Annotated in this window: 24 protein-coding genes and 1 tRNA gene; 15 read left to right on the top strand and 10 right to left on the bottom strand. The window is 72.5% G+C overall.

Going from position 1 to position 25195, the window contains the following annotated elements; translation table 11 throughout:
- Positions 1–178 precede the first annotated feature (178 nt).
- On the top strand, positions 179–1267 hold the full coding sequence (locus tag ACWCXX_RS01490; protein WP_451123550.1) for a DUF2330 domain-containing protein: 1089 nt from the start codon (positions 179–181) through the stop codon (positions 1265–1267).
- A gap of 111 nt (positions 1268–1378) precedes the next feature.
- Positions 1379–1909, top strand: a complete 531-nt coding sequence (locus ACWCXX_RS01485) for a GNAT family N-acetyltransferase (RefSeq protein ID WP_451123092.1) — start codon at positions 1379–1381, stop codon at positions 1907–1909.
- A gap of 127 nt (positions 1910–2036) precedes the next feature.
- Here the strand turns inward: ACWCXX_RS01485 and ACWCXX_RS01480 are convergent, their stop codons facing one another.
- Positions 2037–4154 (bottom strand): MFS transporter, encoded by a 2118-nt coding sequence (locus ACWCXX_RS01480; protein WP_451123090.1) that lies wholly within the window; start codon positions 4152–4154, stop codon positions 2037–2039.
- 419 nt (positions 4155–4573) lie between these two features.
- Here ACWCXX_RS01480 and ACWCXX_RS01475 point away from each other — a divergent pair, with 419 nt between their 5' ends.
- Together ACWCXX_RS01475 and ACWCXX_RS01470 are read left to right on the top strand one after the other, a co-directional pair.
- The gene (locus ACWCXX_RS01475; protein ID WP_451123088.1) at positions 4574–5596 is read left to right on the top strand and encodes a peptidoglycan-binding domain-containing protein; all 1023 of its coding nucleotides are present in this window, start codon (positions 4574–4576) and stop codon (positions 5594–5596) included.
- 255 nt (positions 5597–5851) lie between these two features.
- Positions 5852–6514: an HAD-IA family hydrolase gene (locus ACWCXX_RS01470; protein ID WP_451123086.1), complete on the top strand. Its 663-nt coding sequence runs from the start codon at positions 5852–5854 to the stop codon at positions 6512–6514.
- A gap of 184 nt (positions 6515–6698) precedes the next feature.
- Here ACWCXX_RS01470 and ACWCXX_RS01465 read toward each other — a convergent pair whose 3' ends face one another.
- On the bottom strand, positions 6699–7436 hold the full coding sequence (locus ACWCXX_RS01465; protein ID WP_451123084.1) for an ABC transporter permease: 738 nt from the start codon (positions 7434–7436) through the stop codon (positions 6699–6701).
- Positions 7437–7715: 279 nt separating this feature from the next.
- Here ACWCXX_RS01465 and ACWCXX_RS01460 point away from each other — a divergent pair, with 279 nt between their 5' ends.
- The 3 genes from ACWCXX_RS01460 to ACWCXX_RS01450 all read left to right on the top strand — a co-directional run bounded on the left by ACWCXX_RS01460 (position 7716) and on the right by ACWCXX_RS01450 (position 10821).
- Positions 7716–8360: an HNH endonuclease family protein gene (locus tag ACWCXX_RS01460; protein WP_451123082.1), complete on the top strand. Its 645-nt coding sequence runs from the start codon at positions 7716–7718 to the stop codon at positions 8358–8360.
- A 992-nt stretch (positions 8361–9352) separates the two neighbouring features.
- Positions 9353–9799, top strand: coding sequence for a DoxX family protein (locus ACWCXX_RS01455; protein WP_451123080.1), 447 nt, complete (start codon positions 9353–9355; stop codon positions 9797–9799).
- A gap of 359 nt (positions 9800–10158) precedes the next feature.
- Positions 10159–10821: a DedA family protein gene (locus tag ACWCXX_RS01450; RefSeq protein ID WP_451123078.1), complete on the top strand. Its 663-nt coding sequence runs from the start codon at positions 10159–10161 to the stop codon at positions 10819–10821.
- On the opposite strand, the gene ACWCXX_RS01445 is transcribed toward ACWCXX_RS01450, so the two are convergent.
- From ACWCXX_RS01445 to ACWCXX_RS01435, 3 genes are all read right to left on the bottom strand, one after another.
- On the bottom strand, positions 10808–11032 hold the full coding sequence (locus ACWCXX_RS01445; RefSeq protein ID WP_451123076.1) for a DUF2277 domain-containing protein: 225 nt from the start codon (positions 11030–11032) through the stop codon (positions 10808–10810). The genes ACWCXX_RS01450 and ACWCXX_RS01445 overlap by 14 nt on opposite strands.
- A 107-nt stretch (positions 11033–11139) precedes the next feature.
- Positions 11140–11574 (bottom strand): DUF7144 family membrane protein, encoded by a 435-nt coding sequence (locus ACWCXX_RS01440; protein ID WP_451123074.1) that lies wholly within the window; start codon positions 11572–11574, stop codon positions 11140–11142.
- Between the two features lie 218 nt (positions 11575–11792).
- Positions 11793–12455, bottom strand: a complete 663-nt coding sequence (locus tag ACWCXX_RS01435; protein ID WP_451123072.1) for a hypothetical protein — start codon at positions 12453–12455, stop codon at positions 11793–11795.
- A gap of 215 nt (positions 12456–12670) precedes the next feature.
- On the opposite strand from ACWCXX_RS01435, the gene ACWCXX_RS01430 reads away from it, so the two are divergent.
- Together ACWCXX_RS01430 and ACWCXX_RS01425 are read left to right on the top strand one after the other, a co-directional pair.
- On the top strand, positions 12671–12745 hold the full coding sequence (locus tag ACWCXX_RS01430) for a 50S ribosomal protein bL37 (protein WP_451123548.1): 75 nt from the start codon (positions 12671–12673) through the stop codon (positions 12743–12745).
- A 1105-nt stretch (positions 12746–13850) separates the two neighbouring features.
- Entirely contained in the window at positions 13851–14798 is a 948-nt protein-coding gene (locus ACWCXX_RS01425; RefSeq protein ID WP_451123070.1) for an N-acetylmuramoyl-L-alanine amidase, read from the top strand.
- Between the two features lie 98 nt (positions 14799–14896).
- Here ACWCXX_RS01425 and ACWCXX_RS01420 read toward each other — a convergent pair whose 3' ends face one another.
- Entirely contained in the window at positions 14897–15439 is a 543-nt protein-coding gene (locus tag ACWCXX_RS01420) for a flavoprotein (RefSeq protein WP_451123068.1), read from the bottom strand.
- A gap of 118 nt (positions 15440–15557) precedes the next feature.
- Between ACWCXX_RS01420 and ACWCXX_RS01415 the strand changes: the two genes are divergently transcribed.
- On the top strand, positions 15558–16742 hold the full coding sequence (locus ACWCXX_RS01415; protein WP_451123066.1) for a helix-turn-helix domain-containing protein: 1185 nt from the start codon (positions 15558–15560) through the stop codon (positions 16740–16742).
- A gap of 106 nt (positions 16743–16848) precedes the next feature.
- Positions 16849–17043, top strand: a complete 195-nt coding sequence (locus ACWCXX_RS01410; RefSeq protein WP_451123064.1) for a hypothetical protein — start codon at positions 16849–16851, stop codon at positions 17041–17043.
- 126 nt (positions 17044–17169) lie between these two features.
- Here the strand turns inward: ACWCXX_RS01410 and ACWCXX_RS01405 are convergent.
- Positions 17170–17244 (bottom strand) — tRNA-Val (locus ACWCXX_RS01405).
- Between the two features lie 246 nt (positions 17245–17490).
- On the opposite strand from ACWCXX_RS01405, the gene ACWCXX_RS01400 reads away from it, so the two are divergent.
- The 4 genes from ACWCXX_RS01400 (at position 17491) to ACWCXX_RS01385 (ending at position 20795) form a co-directional block, all read left to right on the top strand.
- Positions 17491–18204: a DUF4097 family beta strand repeat-containing protein gene (locus ACWCXX_RS01400; RefSeq protein WP_451123062.1), complete on the top strand. Its 714-nt coding sequence runs from the start codon at positions 17491–17493 to the stop codon at positions 18202–18204.
- Between the two features lie 71 nt (positions 18205–18275).
- Positions 18276–19643: a hypothetical protein gene (locus ACWCXX_RS01395; protein ID WP_451123060.1), complete on the top strand. Its 1368-nt coding sequence runs from the start codon at positions 18276–18278 to the stop codon at positions 19641–19643.
- 221 nt (positions 19644–19864) lie between these two features.
- Positions 19865–20452: a DUF4383 domain-containing protein gene (locus tag ACWCXX_RS01390; RefSeq protein ID WP_451123058.1), complete on the top strand. Its 588-nt coding sequence runs from the start codon at positions 19865–19867 to the stop codon at positions 20450–20452.
- A gap of 118 nt (positions 20453–20570) precedes the next feature.
- Entirely contained in the window at positions 20571–20795 is a 225-nt protein-coding gene (locus tag ACWCXX_RS01385; protein WP_384223688.1) for an FmdB family zinc ribbon protein, read from the top strand.
- Between the two features lie 66 nt (positions 20796–20861).
- Here ACWCXX_RS01385 and ACWCXX_RS01380 read toward each other — a convergent pair whose 3' ends face one another.
- From ACWCXX_RS01380 to ACWCXX_RS01370, 3 genes are all read right to left on the bottom strand, one after another.
- Positions 20862–21521 carry an O-methyltransferase gene (locus tag ACWCXX_RS01380; protein ID WP_451123056.1) on the bottom strand — a complete coding sequence of 220 codons (660 nt, stop codon included), beginning with the start codon at positions 21519–21521 and terminating at the stop codon, positions 20862–20864.
- 89 nt (positions 21522–21610) lie between these two features.
- Complete coding sequence (locus ACWCXX_RS01375; protein ID WP_451123054.1) at positions 21611–22504, bottom strand: HAD family hydrolase; 894 nt, start codon at positions 22502–22504, stop codon at positions 21611–21613.
- Positions 22501–25191 carry a phosphoribosyltransferase gene (locus ACWCXX_RS01370; protein WP_451123052.1) on the bottom strand — a complete coding sequence of 897 codons (2691 nt, stop codon included), beginning with the start codon at positions 25189–25191 and terminating at the stop codon, positions 22501–22503. Before ACWCXX_RS01370 ends, ACWCXX_RS01375 begins: the two co-directional genes overlap by 4 nt.
- Positions 25192–25195: the final 4 nt, after the last annotated feature.

Below are 25195 nucleotides of genomic sequence, written 5' to 3'. Positions count from 1 at the left end.
TGGCAACCGGACGTGCGACCGATACCCGAACCGGAACCGGAATCACCGTCCGCACGTCCTCACCCGTGTTCGTCGGCTCATCGGGGGAGGAAAACGGCACATGCAGGGCTCAGGAGGAAAGCCGCGGACGCGGGGCGGGCGCAACCCATGGGCGGTGCGGGCGCTGTCGTTGCTGCTGATGTTGGCGGCACTGCAGCTCGGATCGCTGATCGGCCCGGCGTACGCGTGCGGCTGCGGGGCGATGGTCCCGAGGGACGAGAGCCAGGTCTCGGTCGACCGGGAGACGTCGGTGGTGGCCTGGGACGGCCGCACCGAGCAGATCGTCATGCGGCTCACGGTCCGCGGGAACGCTCCCGAGGCCGCCTGGATCATGCCGGTGCCGCACCGGGCGAGCGTGGAGCTCGGCGACGCGAGCCTCTTCTCCGAGCTCTCCGCCCTCACCGCCCCGGCGCACGAGACCAGGCACTACTTCTGGCCCCGCTCCGACGACTGGCCGTTCGCCCCCACGACCGGTGACAGGGTCGGGGCGCCTTCCGCCGCGGCCCCGCCGGTCGAGGTGGTGGGCCGGGAGCGGCTCGGCCCGTTCGACGTGGCACGACTGGCGGCCACCGACCCGAAGGCGCTCCAGGGCTGGCTGGAGGAGAACGGGTTCGAGCTCCCCGACCGGCTGGCGACGGCGCTGGAGCCCTACGTCGAGCAGAAGTGGGAGTACGTCGCGGTCCGTCTCGCTCCCCGCGAGGAGGGAAGGCCGCTCACCGGCAGCCTCGAACCGCTGCGGCTGCGCTTCGCCAGCGGCCGGCTGATCTACCCGATGCGGTTGTCGAAGCTCGCCTCGACACCGCAGGAACTCGGCCTGTACGTCCTTGCCGCGCACCGGATGGAGCCGCGCGGTCCGATCGGCGGTGACGCGCCGGAGGTGACCTATGCGGGCAGGATCGACCCCGCATCGGAACACGGCGACGCGGACGCGCTGGCGGCGATGACCGACGGCAAGCCGGTGTTCCTCACAGCGATCGAGCAGTCGTTCCCGCGCCCGGAGCGGATCGACGGCGATCACGAGCTGCGCGCGACCGCCACCGACACCCCGTACCGGACCACGGTGTACACGGACCGGCTGCTCACCGTGGCGGGCATCCCCGCCTGGGTGCTGACGCTGCTCGGGATCGTGGCGGCGGCGGTCGTGGCGGCGCTGCTGGTGCGGCGGGCCCGGAGGCGGCGGCCGGTGGTGCCTCCGCCGCCGGTCATGGTTCCGCCGCCGCTGGTGTGAGAGCGGGTAGGAGCAGGAGGGCGGATCGTGAGCACGAGGGCGGGTCTTGAGCAGGAGGGCGGATCGTGAATTCGTTCGCCTGCTTGATCGCCTCCGCCCAGAATGACCGGCATGACTGGCGCTCCTGGCACGACCGACCTGACCGACACGACTGGCGCGACCTGGACCTCGGCCCCCGAAGCGTTCGACTCGCCGGACTCCGCACTGCTGCGTCGCGACTACTACGACGAGGTCGCCAGCCGCTACTGGGGCCGGCCCGCCACCGCCGAGGAGATCGACGAGGGGCTCACCGACGACGGTGCCGAGCTGCTCGTGCCGCCCACCGGCGAGTTCATCGTCGGCCGGTTCGGTGGAAGGCCCGCCGCCTGTGCCGGTCTGCTGGTGGTGGAGGCGGGCGTCGCGGAGCTGACCCGGGTGTTCGTGCGCCCCGAGTACCGCGGCACGGGCGGCGGCGCGTTGCTCATGGCGGCGGTCGAGGAGGCGGCGCGCGCCTTCGGTGTACGCACGCTCAGGCTGGACACCCGCAGCGACCTGGTCGAGGCCCGGGGGCTCTACGCCAAGCACGGCTACCGGGAGGTCCCGGCGTTCCACCGGCGGCAGTACGCGGAGCACTGGTTCGCGAAGGACCTGCCGGAGTCGTAGGACCCGGCCTCATGCCTTGCGACCGCACGGGTCCGGCCGCGCGGCTCGGTCCGGTGCGGTGTGGTCCGGTGCGGTGCGTGCGGTCCGGGCCGGGCCGTGTGGTCCGGTCCCGGCCGCGTGGCTCCGTTCAGGCCGTGTGGTCCGGTCCCGGTGGCGTGGGCCGGTTCAGGCCGTGCGGGCCGGTCCCGGCGGCGTGGTCCCGTCTCGGTTCGGGGCTGTGCGGCCGTTCCCTGCTCGACCCGCTCGTCTCGGCGGTCAGTTCCGCCACGAGCCTGACCAGGTCGGTCGGGCGTTCCGGCCCCCACCAGTCGCCCAGCAGCTCGGCCATCGACTCCTCCCGGGCCTCCGCGAGCCTCACCACCACTTCCTCGCCGGCCCCGGTGAGCACCAGTTGCACGCCCTCGCGCCGGACCAGTCCGCGTTCCTCCAGCTGGCGGGCGGCCTCGCTGATCACCCGTAGTGGCACGGGGGTGGTGTCGGCGAGCACGGCGGGCTCGACCGCGCCGTGCCGTTTGACGCGCAGCAGCATCCAGCTCGCAGCGGGCAGCAGGTCGTAGCCCGCCCGCTCGGTTATCTTCACGTAGACCTCGCGGCGACCCTCGCGGGTGGCGAGCACCGACAGGGCGCGGGCGCATTCGTCGTAGGAGGACCGCTCGACCGGGTTCGACGCCAGGGTCTCGGTGGAGTCGGGGGCGGTCACCGAACCGCGCAGCCTGTCCTCCTTGAGGAACCAGGCGAAGACGAAGGCGATCAGCACGACGGGCGCCGCGTACAGGAACACGTCCGTGATCGAGGCCGAGTACGCGTGAAGCACCTCCGGGCGCAGCGCGGGCGGCAGTTTCCCGATGGCGCGCGGGTCGGCGGCCAGCCCTTTCGCACTGGCCCCCGGGGGCAGTGCACGACCGGCGAGCGCCGAGGTCAGTTCGTCGGTGAGCCGGTTGGTGAAGATCGTGCCGAAGACGGCGACGCCGAACGAGGCGCCGATGGACCGGAAGAAGGTGGCCCCTGAGGTGGCGACGCCGAGGTCCTGGTACGTGACGGCGTTCTGCACGACCAGCACCAGGACCTGTATCACCAGGCCGAGCCCGGCGCCGAAGACGAAGAAGTAGGCGCTCATCTGCCAGGTGCTGCTGGTCTCCGTGAGCCGGTGCAGGAGCAGGAGTCCGATCATGGTGATGCCGGTGCCCGCGATCGGGAAGACCTTCCAGCGGCCGGTGCGGCTGACGACCTGCCCGGACGCGGTCGAGGTGAGGAGCAGCCCGAACACCATCGGGAGCATGTGCACACCGGACATCGTCGGCGTGATCCCGTGCACCACCTGGAGGAAGGTCGGCAGATACGTCATCGCGCCGAACATCGCGAAACCGACGACGAAGCTGATGACGGCGACGAGGGAGAAGGTCCTGATCCGGAAGAGCTTCAGCGGGATGACCGGTTCGGCGGCGCGGCGCTCCACGCCCACGAAGGCGACCAGCAGCAGCACGCTCAGGACGGTGAGGCCGATGATCTGCGCCGAGCCCCAGGCCCAGGTGGTGCCGCCGAGCGAGGCGACGAGGACGAGGCAGGTGGCGACGGACGCGATGAGGAAGGTGCCGAGGTAGTCGATGGTGTGCTTCGTGCGGTGGACCGGGATGTGCAGCACGGCGGCGATCACGAGGAGCGCCACGACACCGATCGGCAGGTTGACGTAGAAGACCCACCGCCAGCTGAGGTGTTCGGTGAAGAACCCGCCGAGGAGCGGCCCGAGGACGCTCGTGGTGCCGAAGACCGCGCCGAACAGTCCCTGGTACTTGCCCCGCTCGCGCGGGGCGACGATGTCGCCGACGATCGCCATCGAGAGCACCATGAGACCGCCGCCGCCGAGGCCCTGGAGAGCCCGGAAGCCGATGAGCTGCGGCATGTTCTGGGCGACGCCGCAGAGCGCCGAGCCGACGAGGAAGACGACGATCGCGATCTGGAAGAGCTTCTTGCGCCCGTACTGGTCGCCGAGCTTGCCCCAGAGCGGGGTCGCGGCGGTCGAGGCCAGCAGATAGGCGGTGACCACCCAGGAGAGGTGTTCCAGCCCGCCGAGGTCGCTGACGATGGTCGGCAGCGCGGTGGAGACGATGGTCTGATCGAGTGCGGCCAGGAGCATGCCGAGGAGCAGCGCGCCGATGGCCACGAGTACCGACCGCGAGGAGCGGCCCTCGCCCGGGGCCGGGACGGGGGCCGGGGACGGGGCCGTGGGGCTCGGTTGCTGGGCCATGGAACATCTCCTCGGGTCCACTACATCCCCATCCTGGACGTTCCACCCCGTTATGGCCTGCCGAGGAGGCGGCAAGTGTGCCCCCGGGCGGCGTTCGCGTTCCGGCCTCGTACCGGACGACGGGTTCCGGTTGTCGCATTTCGGCCTCCTACCGGATGGCGCGTTCCGGATATCGCATTTCGGCATGGCATTGGGCGTCCCGGGGGCGGATTGCATAATCACAGGGCATTCAAGGGGAGGGACCCACAATGACCGGACATGTATGCCCGGAGTGCGGTGCGGACCGCGGAACGGACGGAAGGCCCGAGGCCGGCCGGGGGGCCGCTCCGGGTACCGGCTGCGCCTGCGGACAGCAGACGCCCGAGCGGTACCGAGCGATACCCGAGCAACACCGGACGACGCCTGGGCAGCACGGGACAGTGACCGACCGGGACCGGACTGCGCCCGGCCCGCACCGGACGACGCCCGAGCAGTACCGGGTCGCCGAGCAGCAGCGGGCCGAGCGGTCGGCGGCCGACGAGGCGGAGAGGGCGGCGGCAGAGGACTTCGATCCGCTGCGCATCCGGCCGTACGTGATGCTGGGGAACGAGCCGTCGAGGGCCGCCCACGAGGAGCGACCGGGCCCGTCCGAGCCGTACGGCCCCGCCGAGGAAGCGGACACGACGATGCCGCTCCTCCTCGGCCCGATGGCGGACCCGCCGGGCACCGGCGGCCCTTCCGGGGCGCCCGACACCACGGCCCTCACCTCGCCCTTCGCGCCCCCTTCCGTACTCTCCTCACCCGCCGCGCCCACCCTGCCGATCGCGGCGGGCGGGCCCGCCGAGGGGGCCGACCGGCGGCGCGGCAGACCCTTCATGACGGTCGCGATGGGAGCGGCCGCGATCGCCGTGGTGGGCACGGCGGCCTTCGCGAGCGGGCTCCTCGGCGGCGGCAGCGGGGACATCGACCGCGAGCAGGCCCTGCCGAGCACGGTGGCGAGCCTTCCCGAGGCGAGCCTCCCGGCGGAGGAGTCGGCGTCGGCCTCCGCACCGGCCCTGCCCTCGTCCTCCGCGCCGGTTTCCGCGTCGCCGTCCGCCCCGGCCTCGGCGAGCGCCTCGCCGTCCCCCTCCGTCTCCGCCGCCTCCTCCCCGCCACCCGTCGCCCCGTCCGCCACGCCCTCGCGGTCCACGAGCCCCACGGCGACGACCACCCCGCCTCCCTCGCTGGCCGGGGGCACGCTGCGGCTCGGCGACCGGGGGCCCGAGGTGGCCGAACTGCAGCGCCGCCTGAGGGAGTTCCGGCTCTACTCCGACCCGACCGACGGCAACTACACGAGCCGGGTCGAGTACGCCGTGAGCGCCTACCAGTCGTACAGGTCGATCACCGGTGACCCTCCGGGGGTGTACGGCCCCCGGACGCGCCGCGCGCTGGAGGCGGAGACGACGGGCCGGGGGAACTCCTGACACTCGCCCCTGGGCCGAAGAGGCGGAGAAGGAGGAGCGGAGGAAGCGGTCGGCCATCGGCCCGGGAGGGGAACGATCACGACCCCGGGAAGGGATTGGCTTTCCCCGGCAGCTTTTTGTATCGTGATGGAACAAAGTAGCCTCCGCCCGCCACTCCCTGACCGGCGGGCGAGGCTGCTTGCCCCCTTTCCCGCGTTTTCGCACCCCGTTTCCGCGTTCTCGCGCCCCCCGCACCCCGCGTTCTGGAGCCCGCCCATGCCGGCCACCGTCCTCACTGCCCGCGCTCTCCTGCTCGACATGGACGGGACCCTGGTGAACTCCGACGCCGTCGTGGAACGCTGCTGGCGGCGCTGGGCGCTGCGCGAGGGGCTGGACCCGGAGGCGGCGCTGAAGGTGGTCCACGGACGGCAGGGCTACGCCACGATGGCGGTGCTCCTCCCGGACCGGCCGATGGAGCAGAACTACGCGGACAACCGCGCCATGCTCGCCGAGGAGACCGCCGACACCGACGGCGTCGTCCCGATCGGCGGCGCACCGGCCTTCATGGACGCGATCGCCGCGCTGCCGCACGCCCTGGTGACCTCGGCCGACGCGGCCCTGGCCCGGACCCGGATGACCGCGTCCGGCCTGCGCATCCCGGCCGTCCGCGTCACCGCCGAGAACGTCGGCGCCAGCAAGCCGGACCCCGAGGGCTTCCTCAAGGGCGCGGCCGAGCTGGGCTTCGCCCCGGCGGACTGCGTCGTCTTCGAGGACTCGGAGGCGGGCATCGCGGCCGGGCGGGCGGCGGGCATGCGCGTCGTCGGCGTCGGCCCGCGCGCCGCGGCCCTCTCCCCCGACGCCCACGTCGAGGACCTGACGCGGGTACGGGTGGAGGCGGCGGCCGACGGCTCGATCCGCCTGCACATCAACGAGCACTGACCCGCCCCGGGGCGCTTCGGCGCACCTGCCGCCGCAACACCCCGCCCCGGCCCACGGCCGCCGCACTCCGCCGCGCACCGGCGTGATCCGTCGCAGCCGCCACGGTCCGGTGCGATCCGCCACGGTCCGGCGCACCCCGTCCCGGTCCGCTCCACGCCGCCCCGGCCCGCCGCGCCCGCCGGTCTCACTCCTCCCGGTGCAGCCGCCCCCGCGCCACCAGTTCGAGCACCGTGGCGACGGCCACCGCCTGCACGGCCATCAACGCCACCAGCACGAACAGCTGCACGGCCCCCGCCTGTACCGGTGAGGCGCCGCCGAGCAGCATGCCTACGAAGGCTCCCGGCAGAGTGACGAGCCCCACCGTCCGGGTCTGATCGAGGCCCGGCAACAGCGCGTCCGCCGCCGCGGGCCGGGCGATCTCCAGCCGCGCGTCACGGTCGAGCAGCCCGAGGGCCATGCCCGCCTCCACCTCGCCGCGCCGGCTCGTCAGCTCGTCCAGCGCCCGCCGCCCGCCGAGCACGGTCGCGGTCAGCGCACCACCGATCAGAATGCCGGTCACCGGGATCAGGGCGACACCCCGGACCGGGAGGAGTCCGGTGAGCAGCAGCAGGACGACCACGGGCACGACTCCCGCCGCGATCGGCAGGGCCGCCCACCACCAGGTGCGGTTGCGGGTGACCCGGCGCCCCGCGGTCCGTACCGCCACGGCGTACATCAGTGCCACGAACGCCAGCAGCGGCGGCAGCGAGTGGACCACCCAGCCGATCAGCAGGGAGACCGCGGCGAGTTGGACCGCCGCCCGCAGCCCGGCCAGCAGGATCTCGCGGGACCGGCCGAGCGAGGCCAGGGCGGCGACCGCGGCGGCCGTCGCGAGCAGCAGGGCGAGGACCACCCCGAGCGTGATGTCGACCGGTAGCAGCACCCCGCAACCCTACGACCGCCCCCCGCCCGGCCACCGTCGTGAACCGGCCGGCGCAGCCGTCCGCCTGGCATCGCGTCAGCCTGCGGGGAGGCCCGTGCGCCCGCGCAGATGTGGACGTACGCCCCCATGCTCCAGCCGTGTTGGCCAAAACCCTTGATGTGACGTGGCCATGTCGCCACCCTGTTACCTGGTGCCCACCCCACGGAAACCTGGCGCCGCCACGATGACCGGGCCCCACCGGTCACCCGTCCAAGGTCCCCCCACGTCAAGGGAGTTCGCATGTCAGGTGTCTACGCGCGTCGCCTCGCCGTCGTCGCCGCATCCGCCGCCTTCGCCGCAGCCTCCGCGCTGCTCACCGCCCCCACCGCCCAGGCGGCCATGCCCACCCCGGTCTCCGCCTCGACCGCCCGCTCGTACCTCAGCGAACTGACCGTCTCCCCCGAGGGCTCGTCGACCGGCTACAGCCGCGACAAGTTCCCCCACTGGATCACCCAGTCGGGCACCTGCAACACCCGTGAGGTCGTGCTCGAGCGCGACGGCACGAACGTGCAGCAGGACTCCAGCTGCGCGGCCGTCAGCGGCAGTTGGTACTCGGAGTACGACGGTGCCACCTGGACCGCCGCGTCCGATCTGGACATCGACCACATGGTCCCGCTCGCCGAGGCCTGGCGGTCGGGCGCCAGCAGCTGGACCACCGCCCAGCGCCAGGCGTTCGCCAACGACCTGACGCGCCCGCAGCTCATCGCGGTCACGGACAACGTCAACCAGGCCAAGGGCGACAAGGACCCGGCCGACTGGCTGCCCTCGCGCACCTCGTACCGCTGCACGTACGCGCGGGCCTGGGTGCACGTGAAGCACTACTACGACCTGAAGGTCGACTCGGCGGAGAAGAGCGCCCTGCAGGGCATTCTCAACAACTGCTGACCCCGGCAACGGAGGTGAGGGCGCACAACCGCCCTCGGCACACCGGCAGGGGCCACCGATGAAGCCCCCGCCCTCCGCCACTCCGTTCCCCGCCCCACGCGTACGGAGCCGCGCACCCCGCGCGGCTCCGTACGCGCGTACGCGGAACCCCGCGTTCCGTACACGCATGCACGGAACCCCGCGTTCCGCACGCGCGTGCGGGGCGCTTCCGTACGCGCGTGCGCGCGGGACGGCGGGGCGGAACGGCACCGTCGCGCCCGGCACGGCGGTGCCGGATGCGACCCCTGAGACACCGGCGTGTTTTCGGCCGAGTACGGCGGCGCACGCCGGACGCGCGAGCGGGCCGACGCCCCGCCGACCGCCACCGGTCGGCACCCGACGCCGGAAGGGCGGGCCGGGGCCTCGCGAAGGCCCCGGCAGGCCCCGATCGAGCCCGTGCTTTTCCACACGGCCGCCGGCACCGATGCACGGAGGCGCTCCGGACCCCGCACGCCCCGGCGGCGGTATGCGCACCGCCGCCCGATGCGTCCCCCCGCGGCCCTCACGGAGCCGACGCCCCCCTTTCGCGGTGCCCGGCCGCGTGCCGGAACCCTCGTCGCGCGGCTGACCTGCCCCCGCCCGCGCACGGGCCGCCCCCGGTCCGCTCCGCACGGGATTCCGCTTCGCCCCGCGCCCGCACACCGGCTCCCCGACGCCCCGGGGCCGGCCCCCGCACCCCGCCCGCGCCTCGGCCCCACTCCGCCCACACTCCGCCCACCGGACCATGACATTCCTCACGGATGGCCGGAAAGTTACGCCGCCATTGGTTCAGGCCAAGGCGGCAGACCAAGGACCGCAGATGGCGGCGGTACCACCTCGCGACCTGGTCGACGAGTACATGACGACTTTCGGACACTTGCAGGATGTTGAAGTTGCAAGCATTGGTGAGGTTTCCCTAATCTGTGCCACCCGATCGGTTCCCGTCCCCGCCCGACCGAAGGAGCACGCCCCCCATGAACGCACGCCTGAATCATGCTCGGCCCTACGTCCTCTGCCTGTTCCGAATAGTCGTCGGCCTGCTCTTCGCCTGCCACGGCGCCTCGTCGCTCTTCGGCGTCTTCGGCGGCGCCCACTCCGCGTCCGTCGGCGACTGGCCCGGCTGGTACGCGGCGGTCATCCAGCTCGTCGGCGGCGTCCTGGTGATGCTCGGCCTCGGCACCCGCGTCGCGGCGCTGATCGCCTCCGGCTCCATGGCGTACGCCTACTTCAAGGTCCACCAGGCCGAGGCCCTGCTCCCGATCCAGAACAACGGCGAGCCCGCCGCCATGTTCTGCTGGGCGTTCTTCCTGCTGATCTTCACCGGCCCCGGAGCCCTGGCCCTGGACCAGCTGTTCAGCCGGGGCGGCGTGGAGAGCAGCGACGCCGACGCGCGCGAGAAGCCGTCGGCCGTCACGGTCTGACCCGCCCGGGGCCACCCCTCCCGCCGGCCGCGAACCGGCTCCGCCCGCGGCCGGCCGGTCCGTCGCAGACCGCTCGTCCTCCCTGCGACCGACCTCCCGTCAGGCCCCGTCGCCGAGCCCGCCGCAAGGCCGGCTGCAAGGCCCGCCACGGCCCTCTTCGCCGGGCTCCTTCCTCACGTACATCCGGGCGTGCACCCGGAACCGAGGCTTCCCATTTCCGGGTGTACGTGAGGTTCCCAACATCATCCGTATTTTATCGATCACCGGATAAACGGCAGGCGTACGCTTTGCAGCCGACCCTGCCGCTCCTGCCGCTCCCCCGCGACGTCGCGGCGTTGTTCCGAATCGGGGAGTAGTAGGTGCTTGAGAGTGTGGGCGCACTGACCAGCAGCCCATGGATCTATGTCGTGGTGGCCCTTTCCGTGCTCCTGGACGTCTTTCTGCCCGTGCTGCCCAGCGGCGTGCTGGTGATCACCGCCGCCACGGCTGCCGCCGCCGGTTCGACGACGGTCGCGGGTGCCGCCTCCGCGGCGGGCGTGGTCGAGGAGGTGCCCCAGGTGCCCTCGCTCCTCGCCCTGATCCTCTGCGCGGCCAGCGCCTCGGTGCTCGGCGACCTGGTCGCGTACCGGCTGGCCTGGCGCGGCGGGGAACGTCTGGACCGGGCCATCGCCCGCTCCCGCCGCCTCACGTCCGCGCAGGAACGCCTCGGCGCGGCCCTGTCCCGTGGCGGCGGCATCCTCGTCATCATCGCCCGCTTCGCCCCGGCCGGGCGCTCGGTGGTCTCCCTGGGCGCGGGCGCCGCGCATCGCGACGTCAAGGAATTCCTGCCCTGGTCGGCCCTGGCCGGTGTGGCCTGGGCCGGTTACAGCGTGGGCCTCGGCTACTTCGGCGGTCAGTGGCTCGGCGCGACGTGGGTGGCCACGGGCATATCCGTCCTCGCCCTGTTCATGGCGGGCGCCCTGGCCGCGTACCTCGTGCGCCGACCTGCCGCGGAGGCTCCGGCGACCACTACGGCCTCCTGACGCCGCCCCGCACCTCCAGCCCCTCCAGCAGTCCGGCGGTCGCCGCGGCGATCTCGTCGACGGCCCGGTCGAACACCTCCTGGTTGTGCGCGGCCGGGGCACGGAAGCCGGACACCTTGCGCACGAACTGCAGGGCGGCGGCGCGGATCTCCTCCTCGGTGGCCTCCTCGGGGAGAACGGGCGGGCGAAGGGTCTTGATGCTTCGGCACATGTCCCCAGTGTGAACCGGGCCACTGACAACGCCCCGGCCTCCCGCCGCCCCTTGCCCCGCCGACGCCCCGACGCACCGACCGGTCGGCCGCCGGTCGCTCCGCCCGCTCAGACGATCGCCTTCGAACGGTCCGTGCACAGGGCCCAGATCACGAACGTGTCGACGGCGATCGAGATGATCGCCCAGACCGGCTGGTACGGCAGCCAGGCGAAGTTGACGATCAGGCCGATGGCGGCGATCACCACACCCGTGGCACGGGCCCAGAGGGCGCCCCTGAGGACGCCCCAGCCGACGATCCCGAGCACGATGCCCAGAACGAGGTGGATCCATCCCCAGGCGATCACGTTGAATTCGAACGTGTAATTCCCGACGCGGGTGTAGACGGAGTCGGAGGCGATACCGGCGATGCCCTTGATCACCCCGAAGGCACCGTCGACGAGGAGCAGGACCCCGGCGAACATGGTCCCCCCGGCCGCCCAGGGGTTGACGTCCCCCCGTGCGGCGAAACCGGTCGGACCGGGCGTGGGTGTCGAGTGCGCCATGGGAACCTCCTTGGCCGTGGCGGGACGGCGGACAGAACCGACCCTGCGCGACGCCCTCCCCCGTGACCACTCATGCGCCCCCGTGCGGGTGAGCCCCGAATGCCCCTCGCCGCGCCACCGGCCCGCACCGCCGTACCCGTACCGCCCGCCCCTGCGCTGCCGGGCCGCCGGCCCTGTCCCCGTACCGCCCGGCCCTGCTCTGCCCTACGACGTCTGCCCTACGAGGACGGCAGCCGCGTCACCTTCGAGACCCGGCAGGTCATCCTGCCCGGCACCTTCCCCAGCCCCTGGGCCTTCTGCACCGACTTCCGCCCCGCCGCCAGGTCGGTCGCGGTCGCCAGGCCCGAGGCCCGGCGGGTGCCCTCCCCGTCCACGAACTCCACGGACACGATGTAGGACGCCTGCGCCCCGGAGTGGTTCACGATCTCCACGTCCGCGTCGGGCCACTCGGTCAACGAGTCGACCTCGCACCGGGTGATCCGCACGTCCCCCGTGCCGTCCGTGCCTTCCAGGGCGGGCAGTTCCGTGGGGGCGCCGGACGCGTCGTCCGGCGCGGGCGCGCCCTCCGTCGCCGACGCCCCGCCGCCCGGCCGCTCGGCCACCGGCGGCTTCGCCCTGCCCGACGGCGAATTGTCGCCGGCCAGGACGGCGATCAGCACGCCGAGCGCCAGCAGGACGGCCACCCCGCCCACCACGGACAGCGTGACGATCAGCCCGGTCCGGGACTTCTTCGGCGGCTGCGGATGGCCGTACCCCTCGGGTCCGGGCGACTGCGGCCAGTGCTGGTACGGCGCCCCCTGCGAAGGGTCCTGGGCGGACGGGAACGGTGGTTGGGGCGGCTGCTGCCCCGGCTGCGGCGGTGGCGGGTGGCCGTACGACATGGGTGATCCCCCCTGGGACAGTGCCGACTTGAACGAAGACACGTTACGGCGGGGCCCGGCCCGTCTCCCGTGCGGGGGGAGCCTGGGGAGGCCTGCGGGGGGGCAGGGGGAACAGGAGAGCGGAAACCCGCTTCCGTGTCATTGCCGATGCGGTGGGCACGGGTCGAACCTAAACTGGCGTGAACACGAAGATCCCGGACATAGGGAGACACGTCATGGCCAAGAGCGGAAACAAGCGACGCGCCCGCAAGAAGAAGAACGCCAACCACGGCAAGCGCCCCAACGCTTGAGCCGACCCGCCGAACCCTCAAGCCCCCGAATCCCCGAATCGCTCCGCGCCCTTCCCGCCCCCGTGCGGGAAGGGCGCGGCTTCCGCGTGCACCGGCGCGGACGTCCCGGTCCGGCCCGATCGAGCCCGTGCTTTTCCACACGTCCAACGCCCCGTTGCCGTCCTGTAATCGGACCGGGTGGTCAAGGGTGCGCAGCCCGCGTCCACTCGCGCGAGTGCGGTGTGGGATCACTTCCGGACATCGGTGGGCCGCGTGCACACGGGGTTCCTACTGTCAGCGGTATTGCTCGACGACCGCAACGGGGGGCTTACCCGTGACGATGACAACCAAGGCGTACGAGACCGACCGGCAGAACCTCGTCCGCGCCCTACGACCGGGGACCGGGCCCGCTCTTCCGGTCCGTGGCCCCGTCCGCCGCACACCCGGCCCGCGCGTACGGCCGGTACCGGGCCGAACAGCCGTGACCACCCCCGGCACCGGCCCCGGGGACCGCACCGGGGGCAGCACCGGGGCCCGGCCCGAGCCGCACCGCCCGGACATCCCCCGATGACTCCCTCCCCGGCCGGTCCTCCCCCGAGGGGACGGCGACCGGAACGGGTCACCACCCATCCATCGGAGAGGAGGACGGCACCATGCGATGCAGCAAATGTGGCGCCCAGATGAGCCAGACCGCCGGCGGCTGGTGGCAGTGCTGGGGCTGCGGCAACAGCCAACCCGGCTATGCGGAAGCCGACGAACGGCCGTGTGCGAACCGGTGCACCCCGGCCGCACGATCGTCGAACAGGAACTCGGCCCGGAGAACGGCCGAACCCCGCCCGGTGCTCGTACGGCTGACGGTCCGTACACGTTGTCGACCCCGTGGTCGAGTCCGACCGCTGTCACCGGGGTATGGAACCCGTACGAGTCGGTCGTCGCCGCGGAGCATCCCGCGTTCGCGCGGACGCCGACGAAAGGCATGAAGTACGCGGTCACGCCGGCGGATCACCCCCGGCGCGGACCCGTGCTTCCGGGTGGAGAAGATGGAGCAGAGCGACAGCACGGCGAACGCGCCCCGCCGACGGGGATCGCAACGTTACGTACACCTCGGGCCGAAGGGGAGGATCACATGGCACAGCCCATGACTGCCGCGCGGGTTCTGTCCGCACTGCGCGCTGAGGGTGTCCGCGTGGTGGAGGTCGGCAACTGGCGCACGCACAACCGGAATTCGAAGGGCCCGTGGGGCCCGGTCAACGGCAGCATCGTGCACCACACCGTCACCAAGGGCACCGCTTCCACCGTGGCCATGGTCCGGGACGGGTACAGCTCCCTGCCCGGTCCGCTGTGCCACGGGATGATCGCGAAGGACGGCCGGGTGCACATGGTCGGCTGGGGCCGCGCCAACCACGCCGGCGGCGGCGACCCGCGCGTCCTGGAGCAGGTGATCGCCGAGTCCTACGGCACGCGCCCGACCCCGCCCACGAAGGGCAACGCCGACGGGGTCGACGGCAACGCCCGGTTCTACGGCTGGGAGTGCGAGAACCTCGGCGACGGCAAGGACCCCTGGCCCAAGGCGCAGTACGACGCGATCGTCCGGGTGCAGGCCGCGTTGTGCCGGGCGCACGGCTGGTCGGCGAAGTCCGTGATCGGCCACCTGGAGTGGTCGAACGACAAGGTCGACCCCCGTGGTTTCACCATGCCGAAGCTGCGTTCCGACGTGGCCGAGCGGCTGAAGCACCCCGCGAGCTGGAACCCGAACGAGGAGGACCCCATGGCAGGCATCACCAAGCGCGACATCTTCGACGCCGTCTGGAAGACCGACGCGATCGGCGGCCCGACGGACGCGGCGGACCACCAGACGAACCCCACGTGGCAGCCGCAGTCCATCCTGAAGGACATGCAGGCCCGCATCCGCTCCATGGACAAACGGATGGCCGCCCAGACCGCCGCGATCACCGCCCTCGCCGGCCAGCTCGGCAAGGGCGCCGACACCGCGACCATCGTCACCGCGGTCCGGACCGCGATCGAGCAGGCCGTCGTCGACGACCACGCCACCGTCGACGCCGACGGGGCCTGACGGCACCGGGGTTCTTCCGGCATTCCGGCCCGTGGCGGCGGGACGCGGAGCGCGTCCCGCCGCCACGGGCCCGCTCGCGTCGCCCCCACGGGCCCCGGCTACCGACCGGTGCCGAGGAGCGCACTCATCGCGTCCAGGGCGAGGTGCCAGGGGAAGCCCTCGGGCCGGCGCTCGCCCGGCTGGTTCGGCTCGAATCCGCCCGGCCCGTAGAGCACCGTCACCCCGGCGTTCCGCAGCGTCGCCACCGACAGGTCGAACCGGGGGTGCCGCGCGTAGGCCGCGTTCAGGCACGGCACGACCACGGTCGGGATCTCCTTGCCGATCGCCTCCGCGGCCACCCCCACCACGAACTTGCCCGTCAGGCCGAGGGACCACTCGTTGACCGTGTTGAAGGTGGCCGGCGCGAACAGGATCGCGTCCGCCTTCGGCCACACGTCCGGCTCCCCGGGCAACTTGTACTCGCAGCGCACCGGATGCCCCGTCAGCCGCTCCAGCTCCGGCAGCCGTTCCCCCAGCCACCCGGCCGAAGCCGGGGTCAACCCGAGGCACACGTCCCACCCGCGGCTGCGGGCCTCCTTGATGGCTCCGGCGACTTCGAGAACGGGCGGGGCGGCGGATCCGAACAGGTACAGAGTCGTCATGCCGTCATACGACCACACCCGCGACCACCACCGGACCGGGTGGAATCCGGGCGACGGGAGGACGGGCGCGCGGACGCGTGAGTACGGTCCGGATGACGAGTCAGGAATGGAGGCCGGCATGCTCGGAGCGGACTACGGCCACACGGGCGCCCGCATCAAGGAGCAGCGGAAACTCGCCAGGCTGACACAGCGGCAGCTGGCCGAGCGGATTCCGTACTCGTACAGCCTTCTGAACCAGGTCGAGTGCGGTGCCAAGCCGGCGAACCCCGACTTCGTGGCGGCGGTGGCCCAGGCCCTGCGCATCGACGTCACCGCGCTGACGGGGCAGCCCTATGTGACCGAGCTCCAACAGGACCGCCTCACCGAACTGGTGCGCCCCATCCGGGAAGCGCTCGACCTGTACGACCTCGGGGCCGAGGACACCATCCCCGCCCGGCCGGCGAAGCAGTTGATCGCGGCCGCCGAGGAGCTGTGTGCCCAGGTCAGGGCCACGCGTCTGCGGAACGCCGCCCGGCTGCTGCCGGCCGTGATCGCGGAACTCACCACCGCGGCCTGGCGCAACCGGTCGACGGAGCTGTGGCAGGCACTCGCCTCGACGTACCGCACCGCGCACGACATCGCGGTGAAGCTCGGCTACTACGACCTCGGCTCGGTCGCCCTGGACCGCATGTGCTGGGCCGCCCACCGGGCCTCCGACCCCTGCCTGGCCGCCATCCGCCAGTACATGCGGGCCCTGGCGTACTTCCGGGAGGGCGAGTACGCCATCGGGCAGCGCCTCGTGGCCGCCGGTCACGGCATCGTCGGCGCGGCGGAGCAGACCCGTGAGGCGATCGCCGTCACGGGCCAGCTCCACCTCGGGGCCTCCGTCATCGCCGCCCGCGCCGACCAGCAGTACGTGGTCGACACCCACATCGCCGAGGCGAAGCGGTGCGCCGCGCGGACCGGGGACGCCTCCGAGATCCACTGGCTGTCCTTCGGCCCCACGAACGTCGCGCTCCACAGGATGTCGGCGGCGGTCGAGATGCGGCAGTACGACGAAGCCCTCGCCCAGGCCAGGACGATCGAGCTCCCGCCCACCCTGGCCACCTCCCGGCGCGCCCACTTCCTCATCGACCGGGCCCGCTCGGAGATGGAGACCGGCCGCACCGAGGCCGCGCTCGGCAGCATCGTCGACGCCCGGCACACGGCCCCCGAGCAGACCCGGTACCACCCCGGGGCCCGGGAGACCATCAAGGGCCTGGTCCATGTCTCCCGCCGCACCCCGGACACCCTCGGACACATGGCCGCCTGGGTCGGTCTGTGACCGCACCCACGCCCCCGGCCCGCCGACGCTCACAGATCTGTGAGCGTTGAGCCCCTTCCCGCCCGGCATCCTGATCCCAACTGAACAGCGACGAGCCGGGGACGCCATGACAGTGAGGGACCTGCCACCAGTCGACGAACTGACGGGACAACAGCGGCGCGGCGCGAACTGCTGCTTCTGCGGCTCTCCCCTCCTCAACGGAACAGCCCACGACCTGGGCCCCCGCCCGGTGGACGCACACGGCACCTCGGCCCTGTGGTTCCCCCGCTGCTGCCCCCTCTGCTGGAAGGACCACGGGTGACCGTGGGTGACTGTGGATGGCCACGGGTGACCGCCCCTGACCGGCGACCTCGGCCCCGCCCTTCGCGAAGCCCTTCGCACACATGCCGAAGGCCCCCTGCCGAGATCGGCAGGGGGCCTTCGTCACTGGTGGGCGCGGACGGTTTCGAACCGCCGACATCTGCTTTGTAAGAGCAGCGCTCTACCCCTGAGCTACGCACCCGTGGATGAGGCAACAGCGTACATGGCCCGGGGCTCCCGGTCACAAACGGTTTCCCTCGGGGAAGACGTGGGGGGGATATCCCCACCCTTCGTACGGTAGCCGCCCGGATTCTGTCCCGGGCCGTCGTCTCCGTACGGTGAAGCTGCCGCGTCCGGAACGCATGCGGCACATGTCCGTACGACCTGGGGGAAGATCATCTTGACAGTCCGTACCCGCACTCTCCTCGCATCCGGCGGAGCCGTGCTCATGGCTCTCGCTCTCACCGGCTGCGGCAGTACGGACGCCGGTGACGCGCCTGCCGAGCACAAGTCGTTCGCGCTGCACGGGAAGACGTTGACCATCCGTTCCGGCCATTCGTCGCTGGACCTCGTGCCGGCCGATGTGCGGAAGGTCGAGGTGACCCGGCGCGTCGACGGGTGGGTGATGCTCGGGAGCGGCCCCGAACCCCGGTGGGAGATGGAGGACGACACACTCACCCTCGGGGTGAAGTGCGACGCCCTGATCAGCGACTGCGCCTCGCAGCACGAGGTGAAGGTGCCGCGCGGGGTGACGGTGGTCGTCGAGGGGGACGACGGGAGGATCACCGCGTCCGGCTTCGACACCCCGCTCTCGCTGACCGCCGACAACGGCAGGGTGACGGTCAAGGACTCCAGTGGTCCACTGGAGCTGAAGAGCGACAACGGGGGCATCACCGCCGAGCGGGTCTCGGCCGCGTCCGTGTCGGCGCGGTCCGACAACGGCAGGATCCGGCTGGAATTCGCCTCCGTGCCGGACCGGGTGGACGCAGTGAGTGACAACGGGGGGATCACCGTCCTCCTGCCGGACGGTGCCACGAAGTACGCCGTGGACGCCGCCGCCGACAACGGGAGGGTCTCGGTGGACGTGCCCCGCGGCGACAGCCGCCACGTGGTGAAGGTCCGGAGCGACAACGGCGAAGTCGACGTCCGCAGCGCGAACTAACCGGCCCGTGTGTTCGTCCTTACCTGGTGGGAGAATGTACCGGGCAGGGCGAGACGGCACGGGAGAGGGATGTGACGGCGACACACGCGCGGCCGCGGGCGGGAGCGGGTGGCAGTTCCGCCGTCAGGGACGTCCTCGGGCTGATGCTGTTGCCGGTGCCGCTGCTCGTCGCCGCGCTGCCCGCCGCCTTCGCCGGCGGCGGTACGAGACGGTGGTTCGGCGGGCGCGGGGAGAGCCAGCGGGCCGACGCACAGGCCGCGAAGGACGCCGCCGCATCGGCCTTCTACGAGCTGGACACGGCCCAGCGCGATCTGCGGATCTCCATCGAGACGATCACCGCGGTCGACAGCTCGCCCCGGGCCCGCAAGGCCGTGGACGACTTCACCGCGCTCGGGCAGCGGATCGACGCGGTCAGTCATCTGTACATCACCGCCGTCGACGCGTACGACCTCGACCGGGACGATCTCGAACCGTCGGTGGCGACCCGTGCCAGGACCGAGCTGACCACGGCCAAGGACGAGCTGGTACGGGTCAAGGGCGAGCTGGACCGGTTCGCCCAGGGGCTCGGTCCGCTGCTGGGCAGCGCGGAGACGCAGCTCGCCCGGCTCGCGCCCGCGGTGGAACGGGCCCGGCAGGCGCTGCTCGGTGCGAGCAACGCGCTCGACGCGGTGCGGGCCTCCGGGCTGCGGGCGGACCATCTCGCCGCGCGGCTGGCGGCCCTCGCCCCCGAGCTGACCAAGCTCAACGAGGGCGCGGGTCGGCACGGCGTCCAGGAGACCCTGCAGCGCGCCGACCGCGTCCTGCGCGACGCCGAGGCCGTACGGGCCGAGGCGGGCGAGCTGCCCGCGCGGGCCGCCGAGATCGATCACCGGCTGGTCTCGCTGCGCACCCGCGCCCAGGCGTTGACCAACCGGGCGGGTTCGGTGGAGCCGGTGCTGAGCGAGCTGCGGCGGCGGTTCTCCGCGGCCTGCTGGCAGGATCTCCAGCCCGTGCCCGAGCAGGCCGTCGTCAATGTGCGGCGGGCCGAGGAGAAGCTGAAGGAAGCCGCCCAGGCCCGGGACGAGCAGCGGTGGGCCGACGCAACCTCCCGGCTGAGCACGGTCCGCGCCCTGCTGAACGCCACGGACGAGGCGGTGTCGGCGGCCGGTGACCGGCTGCACCGGCTGGAGGGCGTGGCCAAGGACCCGCAGCAGGAGATCCAGCGGACCCGGTTCGCGGTCCGGGACGCCCAGCGCTTCGCCATGGAGGGGCGCAGCACGCCCGATCCGCGCCATGCCCGCCCGCTGGACGACGCGGTGGCCCGGCTGGACCGTGCCGTCACCGCGCTGGAGGGGCGGCACCCCGACTACTGGCACTTCCTGACCGAGACCGAGGCGGTACGGCGGACCGCCTCGCGGGTGGTCTCCGAGATCCGCGAGGAGCGCGGGGCCGGGACCTGATTCCAGCCGCGGGACCGGGGCCGGGACCTGATTCCGGGCCCGGCATCGGGCCTCTGCACCTGGCCCCGGGCGTGGCCCCTCGTCTGGCGCCGGTTCTGGTGCCGGGCCTCCATGCCTGGTTCCCGGCGGACGGTCCCCGGACGCGGGGCCCCGGGGCCCTTGATGTGCGGCGGCCCGGGCACGGGCGGATCCTGGGGGTAGTACGCCCGAAGGAGGCCGACATGGCCACCCATGTACTGCACGTCCCGGGCCGACGAACGCCTCGTCGCCGCAAGGCCACCGCGCTCGACAAGCATCTGCCGGTCGATCACCGGCTCAACCGCGTCTACCGGGTCGGGGCGGGACTGATGGGGCTGGTGCTGTTCGCCTTCGGCATCCTGGGCCTGATCAACAGGATCGGCTTCTTCAGCACCGGCGGGGCCACCGTCGCGGGGCTCAACACCAACGGCGCCCTGAGCGTCCTGTCCATCTGCGTCGGCCTGCTCCTGTTCCTCGGGATGGTGATCGGCGGCAACTTCGCCTCGACGCTCAACATGGTGCTGGGCATCGCCTTCATCCTGAGCGGCTTCGTCAATCTCGCCCTGCTGGGGACCGCCTACAACTTCCTCGCCTTCCACCTCCAGAACGTGCTGTTCAGCTTCGTGGTCGGTCTGATGCTGATGGTGTTCGGGATGTACGGGCGGGTCAGCGGCGGCCTTCCGCACGACAACCCGTACTGGCGGGCCCGCCACCCCGATGAGGCCGAGCGGGAGATGCGGCTGAGCCGGAGGGCGACGGCATCGATGCCGGTGGTCCGGCGCGACCGCTGACCCGTGCCCGTGCCTGCGGCCATGCCCGTACGGTCGCTCCGCCACTGGAGGGGTGCCCTGCGGCCGGGGCGCCCGCCGGGTCTGTTTCCGGCGGGCCCGTCGCCGTTAGCCTGGGGCCATGCCTCGTTACGAATACCGCTGCCGCTCCTGCGGAGACACGTTCGAACTCAGCCGCCCGATGGCGCAGTCCTCGGACCCGGCCTCCTGCCCCGCCGGGCACGACGACACCGTGAAGCTGCTGTCCACCGTCGCCGTGGGCGGATCGTCCGCCAAGTCCGCGCCCGCCGCCCCGTCGGCCGGTGGCGGGGGCGGCGGTTGCTGCGGCGGGGGCTGCTGCGGCTGAACACGGGCGGCCCCGGCCCTGCCCGAACGGCCCCGGGGCCGTCACCGTTCGGCGCTCGTCTGCCGCTCATCGCCTGCGCGAGAGCGTCAGCCCGTCGGAGACGGTCAGCATCACGCTGTCCATCCGCACGTCGGCGGCCACGTGCTCGTTGAACTCCTTGATCGCCGCCGCCCCGCCGGTGGCCCGCGGATCGGTCACCCCGCCGTGGAAGAGCACGTTGTCCGTGACGAGCAGGCCGCCCTGCCGCATCCGGGGCACCAGTTCCTCCCAGTACGGGATGTAGTTGCCCTTGTCCGCGTCCAGGTAGGCGAGGTCGATGTGCGGCTCGGCCGGCATCGCCCGCAGCGTGTCGAGCGCGGGGGCGATGCGGAGTTCGATCCGGTCCGCGACGCCCGCCTTCTCCCATGCCTCCCGGCCGTAGGCGGTCCACTCCTCCGAGACGTCGCAGGCGATCAGCCGCCCGTCGGCGGGCAGCGCCTGTGCCATCGACAGGGCGGAGAACCCGGTGAACGTCCCGACCTCCACGATGTGCCGGGCCCCGGTCAGCCGGACGAGGAAGGCGAGCAACGGGCCCTGCTCCTCCGCGGACTGCATGCCGGCCTGCTCGGGCAGACGGGCGTACGTGGTCTCGATCAGTTCGCGCTGCACCGCGTCGAGCGGCGGATTGTGCGCCAGCATGTAGGCGTACAGCTCGTCCGTGATCTTGGTTTCGTTGCCTTTGGTCATCCTGTGCTCCTCGTGCCTCGTTCGGCCGGTGTGCCGATGTCCGGCGTCGGGACGATCTTCTCTCCCGAGGCCCGGGTTTTCCCCGAGGCTCAGATTCCTCCCGAGGCCCGGGTCTCTCCTGAAGCCCCGGTTTCTCCTGAAGCCCGGAGGAAACACCGCAGGATCTCCTCGCCCGCGGTCACGCCCTGCGCGGCCGTCACCTCGACGTGCGGGGCGCTCCAGCCGGTGTCGGCCAGTTCGCCGTGGGCCGGGCGCCAGGCGCGGTCCGCCGCCAGGAGCAGATCGGCGTCGAGGAGGCTGTCGCCCGCGGCGAGGGTGAGCGTGGCGCCGGTGCGGCGGGCCACCTCGTTCATCGCGGCGCTCTTGGTGAGCGGGCCCGGTACGGCGTAGATCTTGCGGCCCTGGAGGGAGACCGTCCAGCCGCGGGCCCGTGCCCACTCCCCCAGTTCCTCGACCCAGCCCTCGGGCAGCAGCGCGCGTTCCACGACGAGGTAGGCGAAGAGGTCCTCGGCGACCCGTTCCTTGAGCAGCCAGGCCGGATCGGCCGCGGCCAGGAGGTGCGCGCGCACCTCGGCGAGCGGGGCGCATTCGTCGGCGAGCCTGTGGGCCACCTGCCGCTGCCAGTCGGGGTCGGACTCGCCGTCGACGAGGAGGTGTCCGCCGTTGGCGCAGATCGCGAACCTCGGTGCGGGGCCGGGCAGACGGATGCGCCCGTACTGCTCACGGGTGCGTGTGGTCGTCGGGACGAAGACCGTGGTGCGGGCCAGTTCGTCCAGCAGTGCCGCCGCCGTCTCGGTGAGGTGGGAGAGCGGCTTGTGGTCGTACACCTCCACGCAGAGCAGCCGGGGGGCCTCGGCGTCCGGCATGCCGAGCCGGAGCGCCCCCGTGGAGTAGATCAGCGTGCGGTCGAGGTCGCTGGCGACGAGCGTCACGGGGGTGGGAGCAAAGGACACGGCAGGTACGGGCGTGGCCGGTGTGGTCACTTGGACTCCACCGCCCGGCCGTCCGCGCCCGTCGCTCCCCTGGTGTACTTCGGGTGGATCAACCCGACGCAGGAGTACGGGAGTCCGTCGACCTCCTCCACCGGTACGCCCCGCTGCTCGGCCAGCAGCCGGATGTGGTCGAGGTCCGCGCCCGCGCCGCGCTCGGCGAGGATCTTCCACGGGACGCGGCGCAGCAGTACCCGGGTCGTCTCGCCGACGCCCGGCTTGACCAGGTTCACGTCGTGGATGCCGTACTCCTCGCTGATGCGTTCCACGGCGGCCCAGCCCTCCCAGGTGGGTGCCCGGTCGGCCGCGAGCAGCTCCTTGACCTCGGCGTCCACGGCGTCGACGACCTCGTCGAAGTGGGCGGCGACGGTGTCGAGGAAGTGGCCGGACACATCGGCGTCCGCCAGCTCCCGGTAGAACTTCGCGCCGTGGAAGTCCTCGGGGCCGACCAGGTCGGCGCGGAGCACGGTGCGCGAGATCAGTCCGGAGACGGTGGAGTTCAGGCAGGCGGACGGGATGAGGAAGTCCTCGCGCGTGCCGTAGGTGCGGACGCAGCCGCCCGGGTCGGCGAGCACCGCGATCTCGGGGTCGAAACCCTCGAACCCGGCGAGGGCCTCGGACAGTTCGCGGGTGATCGCACCCTTTCCGGTCCAGCCGTCGACGAAGACGACGTCGGCCGGATCGTGGTGGGCCGCCAGCCAGCGCAGGGCATTGCTGTCGATGCCCCGGCCCCGGACGATGGAGACGGCGTAGTGCGGCAGGTCGATGCCGTGCCGGTGCCCGGCCCAGCGCCGCATGAGTACGCCGACGGGCGTACCGGCCCTGGCCAGCGAGACCAGGACGGGGCGGGGGCCGCGCTCGGCGAGCACCGTCTCGGTGACGGTGCCGACCGCGCGGGCGACGCGGGCGGCCGACAGGCCCAGCGCCGCCCTGAACAGCTCCTGGTACCGCTCGGACGGCTGGTATTCGACCGGCAGCGACTCGGCGTAGTGCGCGCCACCGCTCTGTATCGCCTCCTCGCGCTCCTCGGTGGGCGCCTCCAGTTCGACGTCCGAGAGGTCCTGGAGCAGCCAGCCGACCTCGTCCGGCGCGTAGGAGGAGAAGGCGGGGCCGCGAAGGGGCTCGGGCAGCACGGTGGTTTCCTGCCGTTCGGATTCGTCGGAGGAGGCGGAGGCAGCGGAGGTGACGGAGGAGGTGGGGGTGTCGGATGCCGCGGCGTCGATTGCGTCGGTTGCAGCGGTGGCCTCACGGAGGTCCGGCGCCGCGCGCGGGGGCACGTACGAGGGGACGACTGCCAGCAGTACGTGGTCGGTGTGCGCGGCGAGCTGCGCCAACAGGCCGTCGGGGGCGTGCAGTTCGGGGGTGTCGGCGGTGGAGTCGACGGTCAGCACCACGGCGTCGAACCCGGCGCCCGCGACGTTGTACGCGTACCGGTCACCGGGCCCGTCGGCCGGGTCGTCGTGTGCCGGGAAGACCAGTCGGCTGCGTATCGCGTAGCCGGGGTCGTCCACGGCGAGGACCGGGGAACGCGTCGTGGTGGAGTAGCGCACCTCGGCGTCGAGGCGGTCCTCCAGGGCCGTGCCCAGGCGCAGGGGGGCGTACATCAGCTCCTCGAAACCGAGGACCAGTACGCGTCGGGCGTCGCCCAGCGCTTCGGCGATCCGGGCCGCCATGACGGGAAGGGCCGGTTCCAGTACGGCCCGGTGGGCGGGGGTGAAGCCGTGCCGTCCGCCGTCGGGAACGCCCGCGGGCCATCGGAGATCCACCCGGGTGCAGGTCCGGACCTCGGATGCTGCGCCGTCCTCGGCCTCCGGCACCCTCACCGCGCCCGCCGCACCCGTCGCGCCTGCCGTGCCCGACGGCTCCGGCGCCCTCGTCGGGTCCGAGGACGCCGGCGTCCTCGCCGCGTCCGCAGGCTTCGGCTCGTGGGCGGCGACCAGGGCCCGGCCCTTCTCCAGGACGCCCTTCGGGAGGACGACCGTGCCCGCGCTCCGGGCCACCAGGTCGATGCGCGCGCCCGTCTCCGCGGCGAACTCCGTCAGCCTTTCCCGGTCGCCCGGTGACCTCATGTCCACGAGGGCGACGATGACGTAGCGGCTCCGCGGGTAGCGCTCGTGCAGCGCGCGGATGGTGTTGAGCACGGTGTTGCCGGTGGAGAACTCGTCGTCCACCAACACCAGCGGCCCGTCGGAGACCTCGGCCGCCAGCAGCTCCGGGTCCTCCGGGAGCAGCAGGTGAGAGGTGGCGTGCGAGTGGGACTCCTCGAAGCCGCCCGCCTGTGCCACGCCCTCGACGGGGCGGCGCGTGGAGTGGAGGTACGGCGCCACGCCCAGGCCGTCGGCGACCGCGTGGCCGAGGCCGGTGGCCGTCTCCGCGTAACCGAGCACGACCGCCCGGCCCGCCTCGGCGTCACCGAGGAGTTCGCGCACCCGCCGGCCGAGTTCGAATCCGGTGCCGTACACGACGGAGGGCTTCTGCGGCACGTGCTTGCCGAGCACGTTCGACACGAGGAGATGGGCCCGCTTGGGGTTGCGGCGCAGGGCGAGGCCCAGCAGTTCTCTCAGCTCGCCGTCGCCGTCGGGCCTTCCGTCGCCGACGAGCTCCACGCCCAGTCGCTCCGTCACCCAGCTGCCCGACCACACCACGTTCGCCGTCTCTTTCCTCGCCGCGCGCTCGCTCATCGAG

This window comes from Streptomyces sp. NPDC001732 (assembly GCF_053596315.1).
Note: the sequence above shows the minus strand (reverse complement) of the source record. Positions and strands in the feature narration are given on the sequence as shown.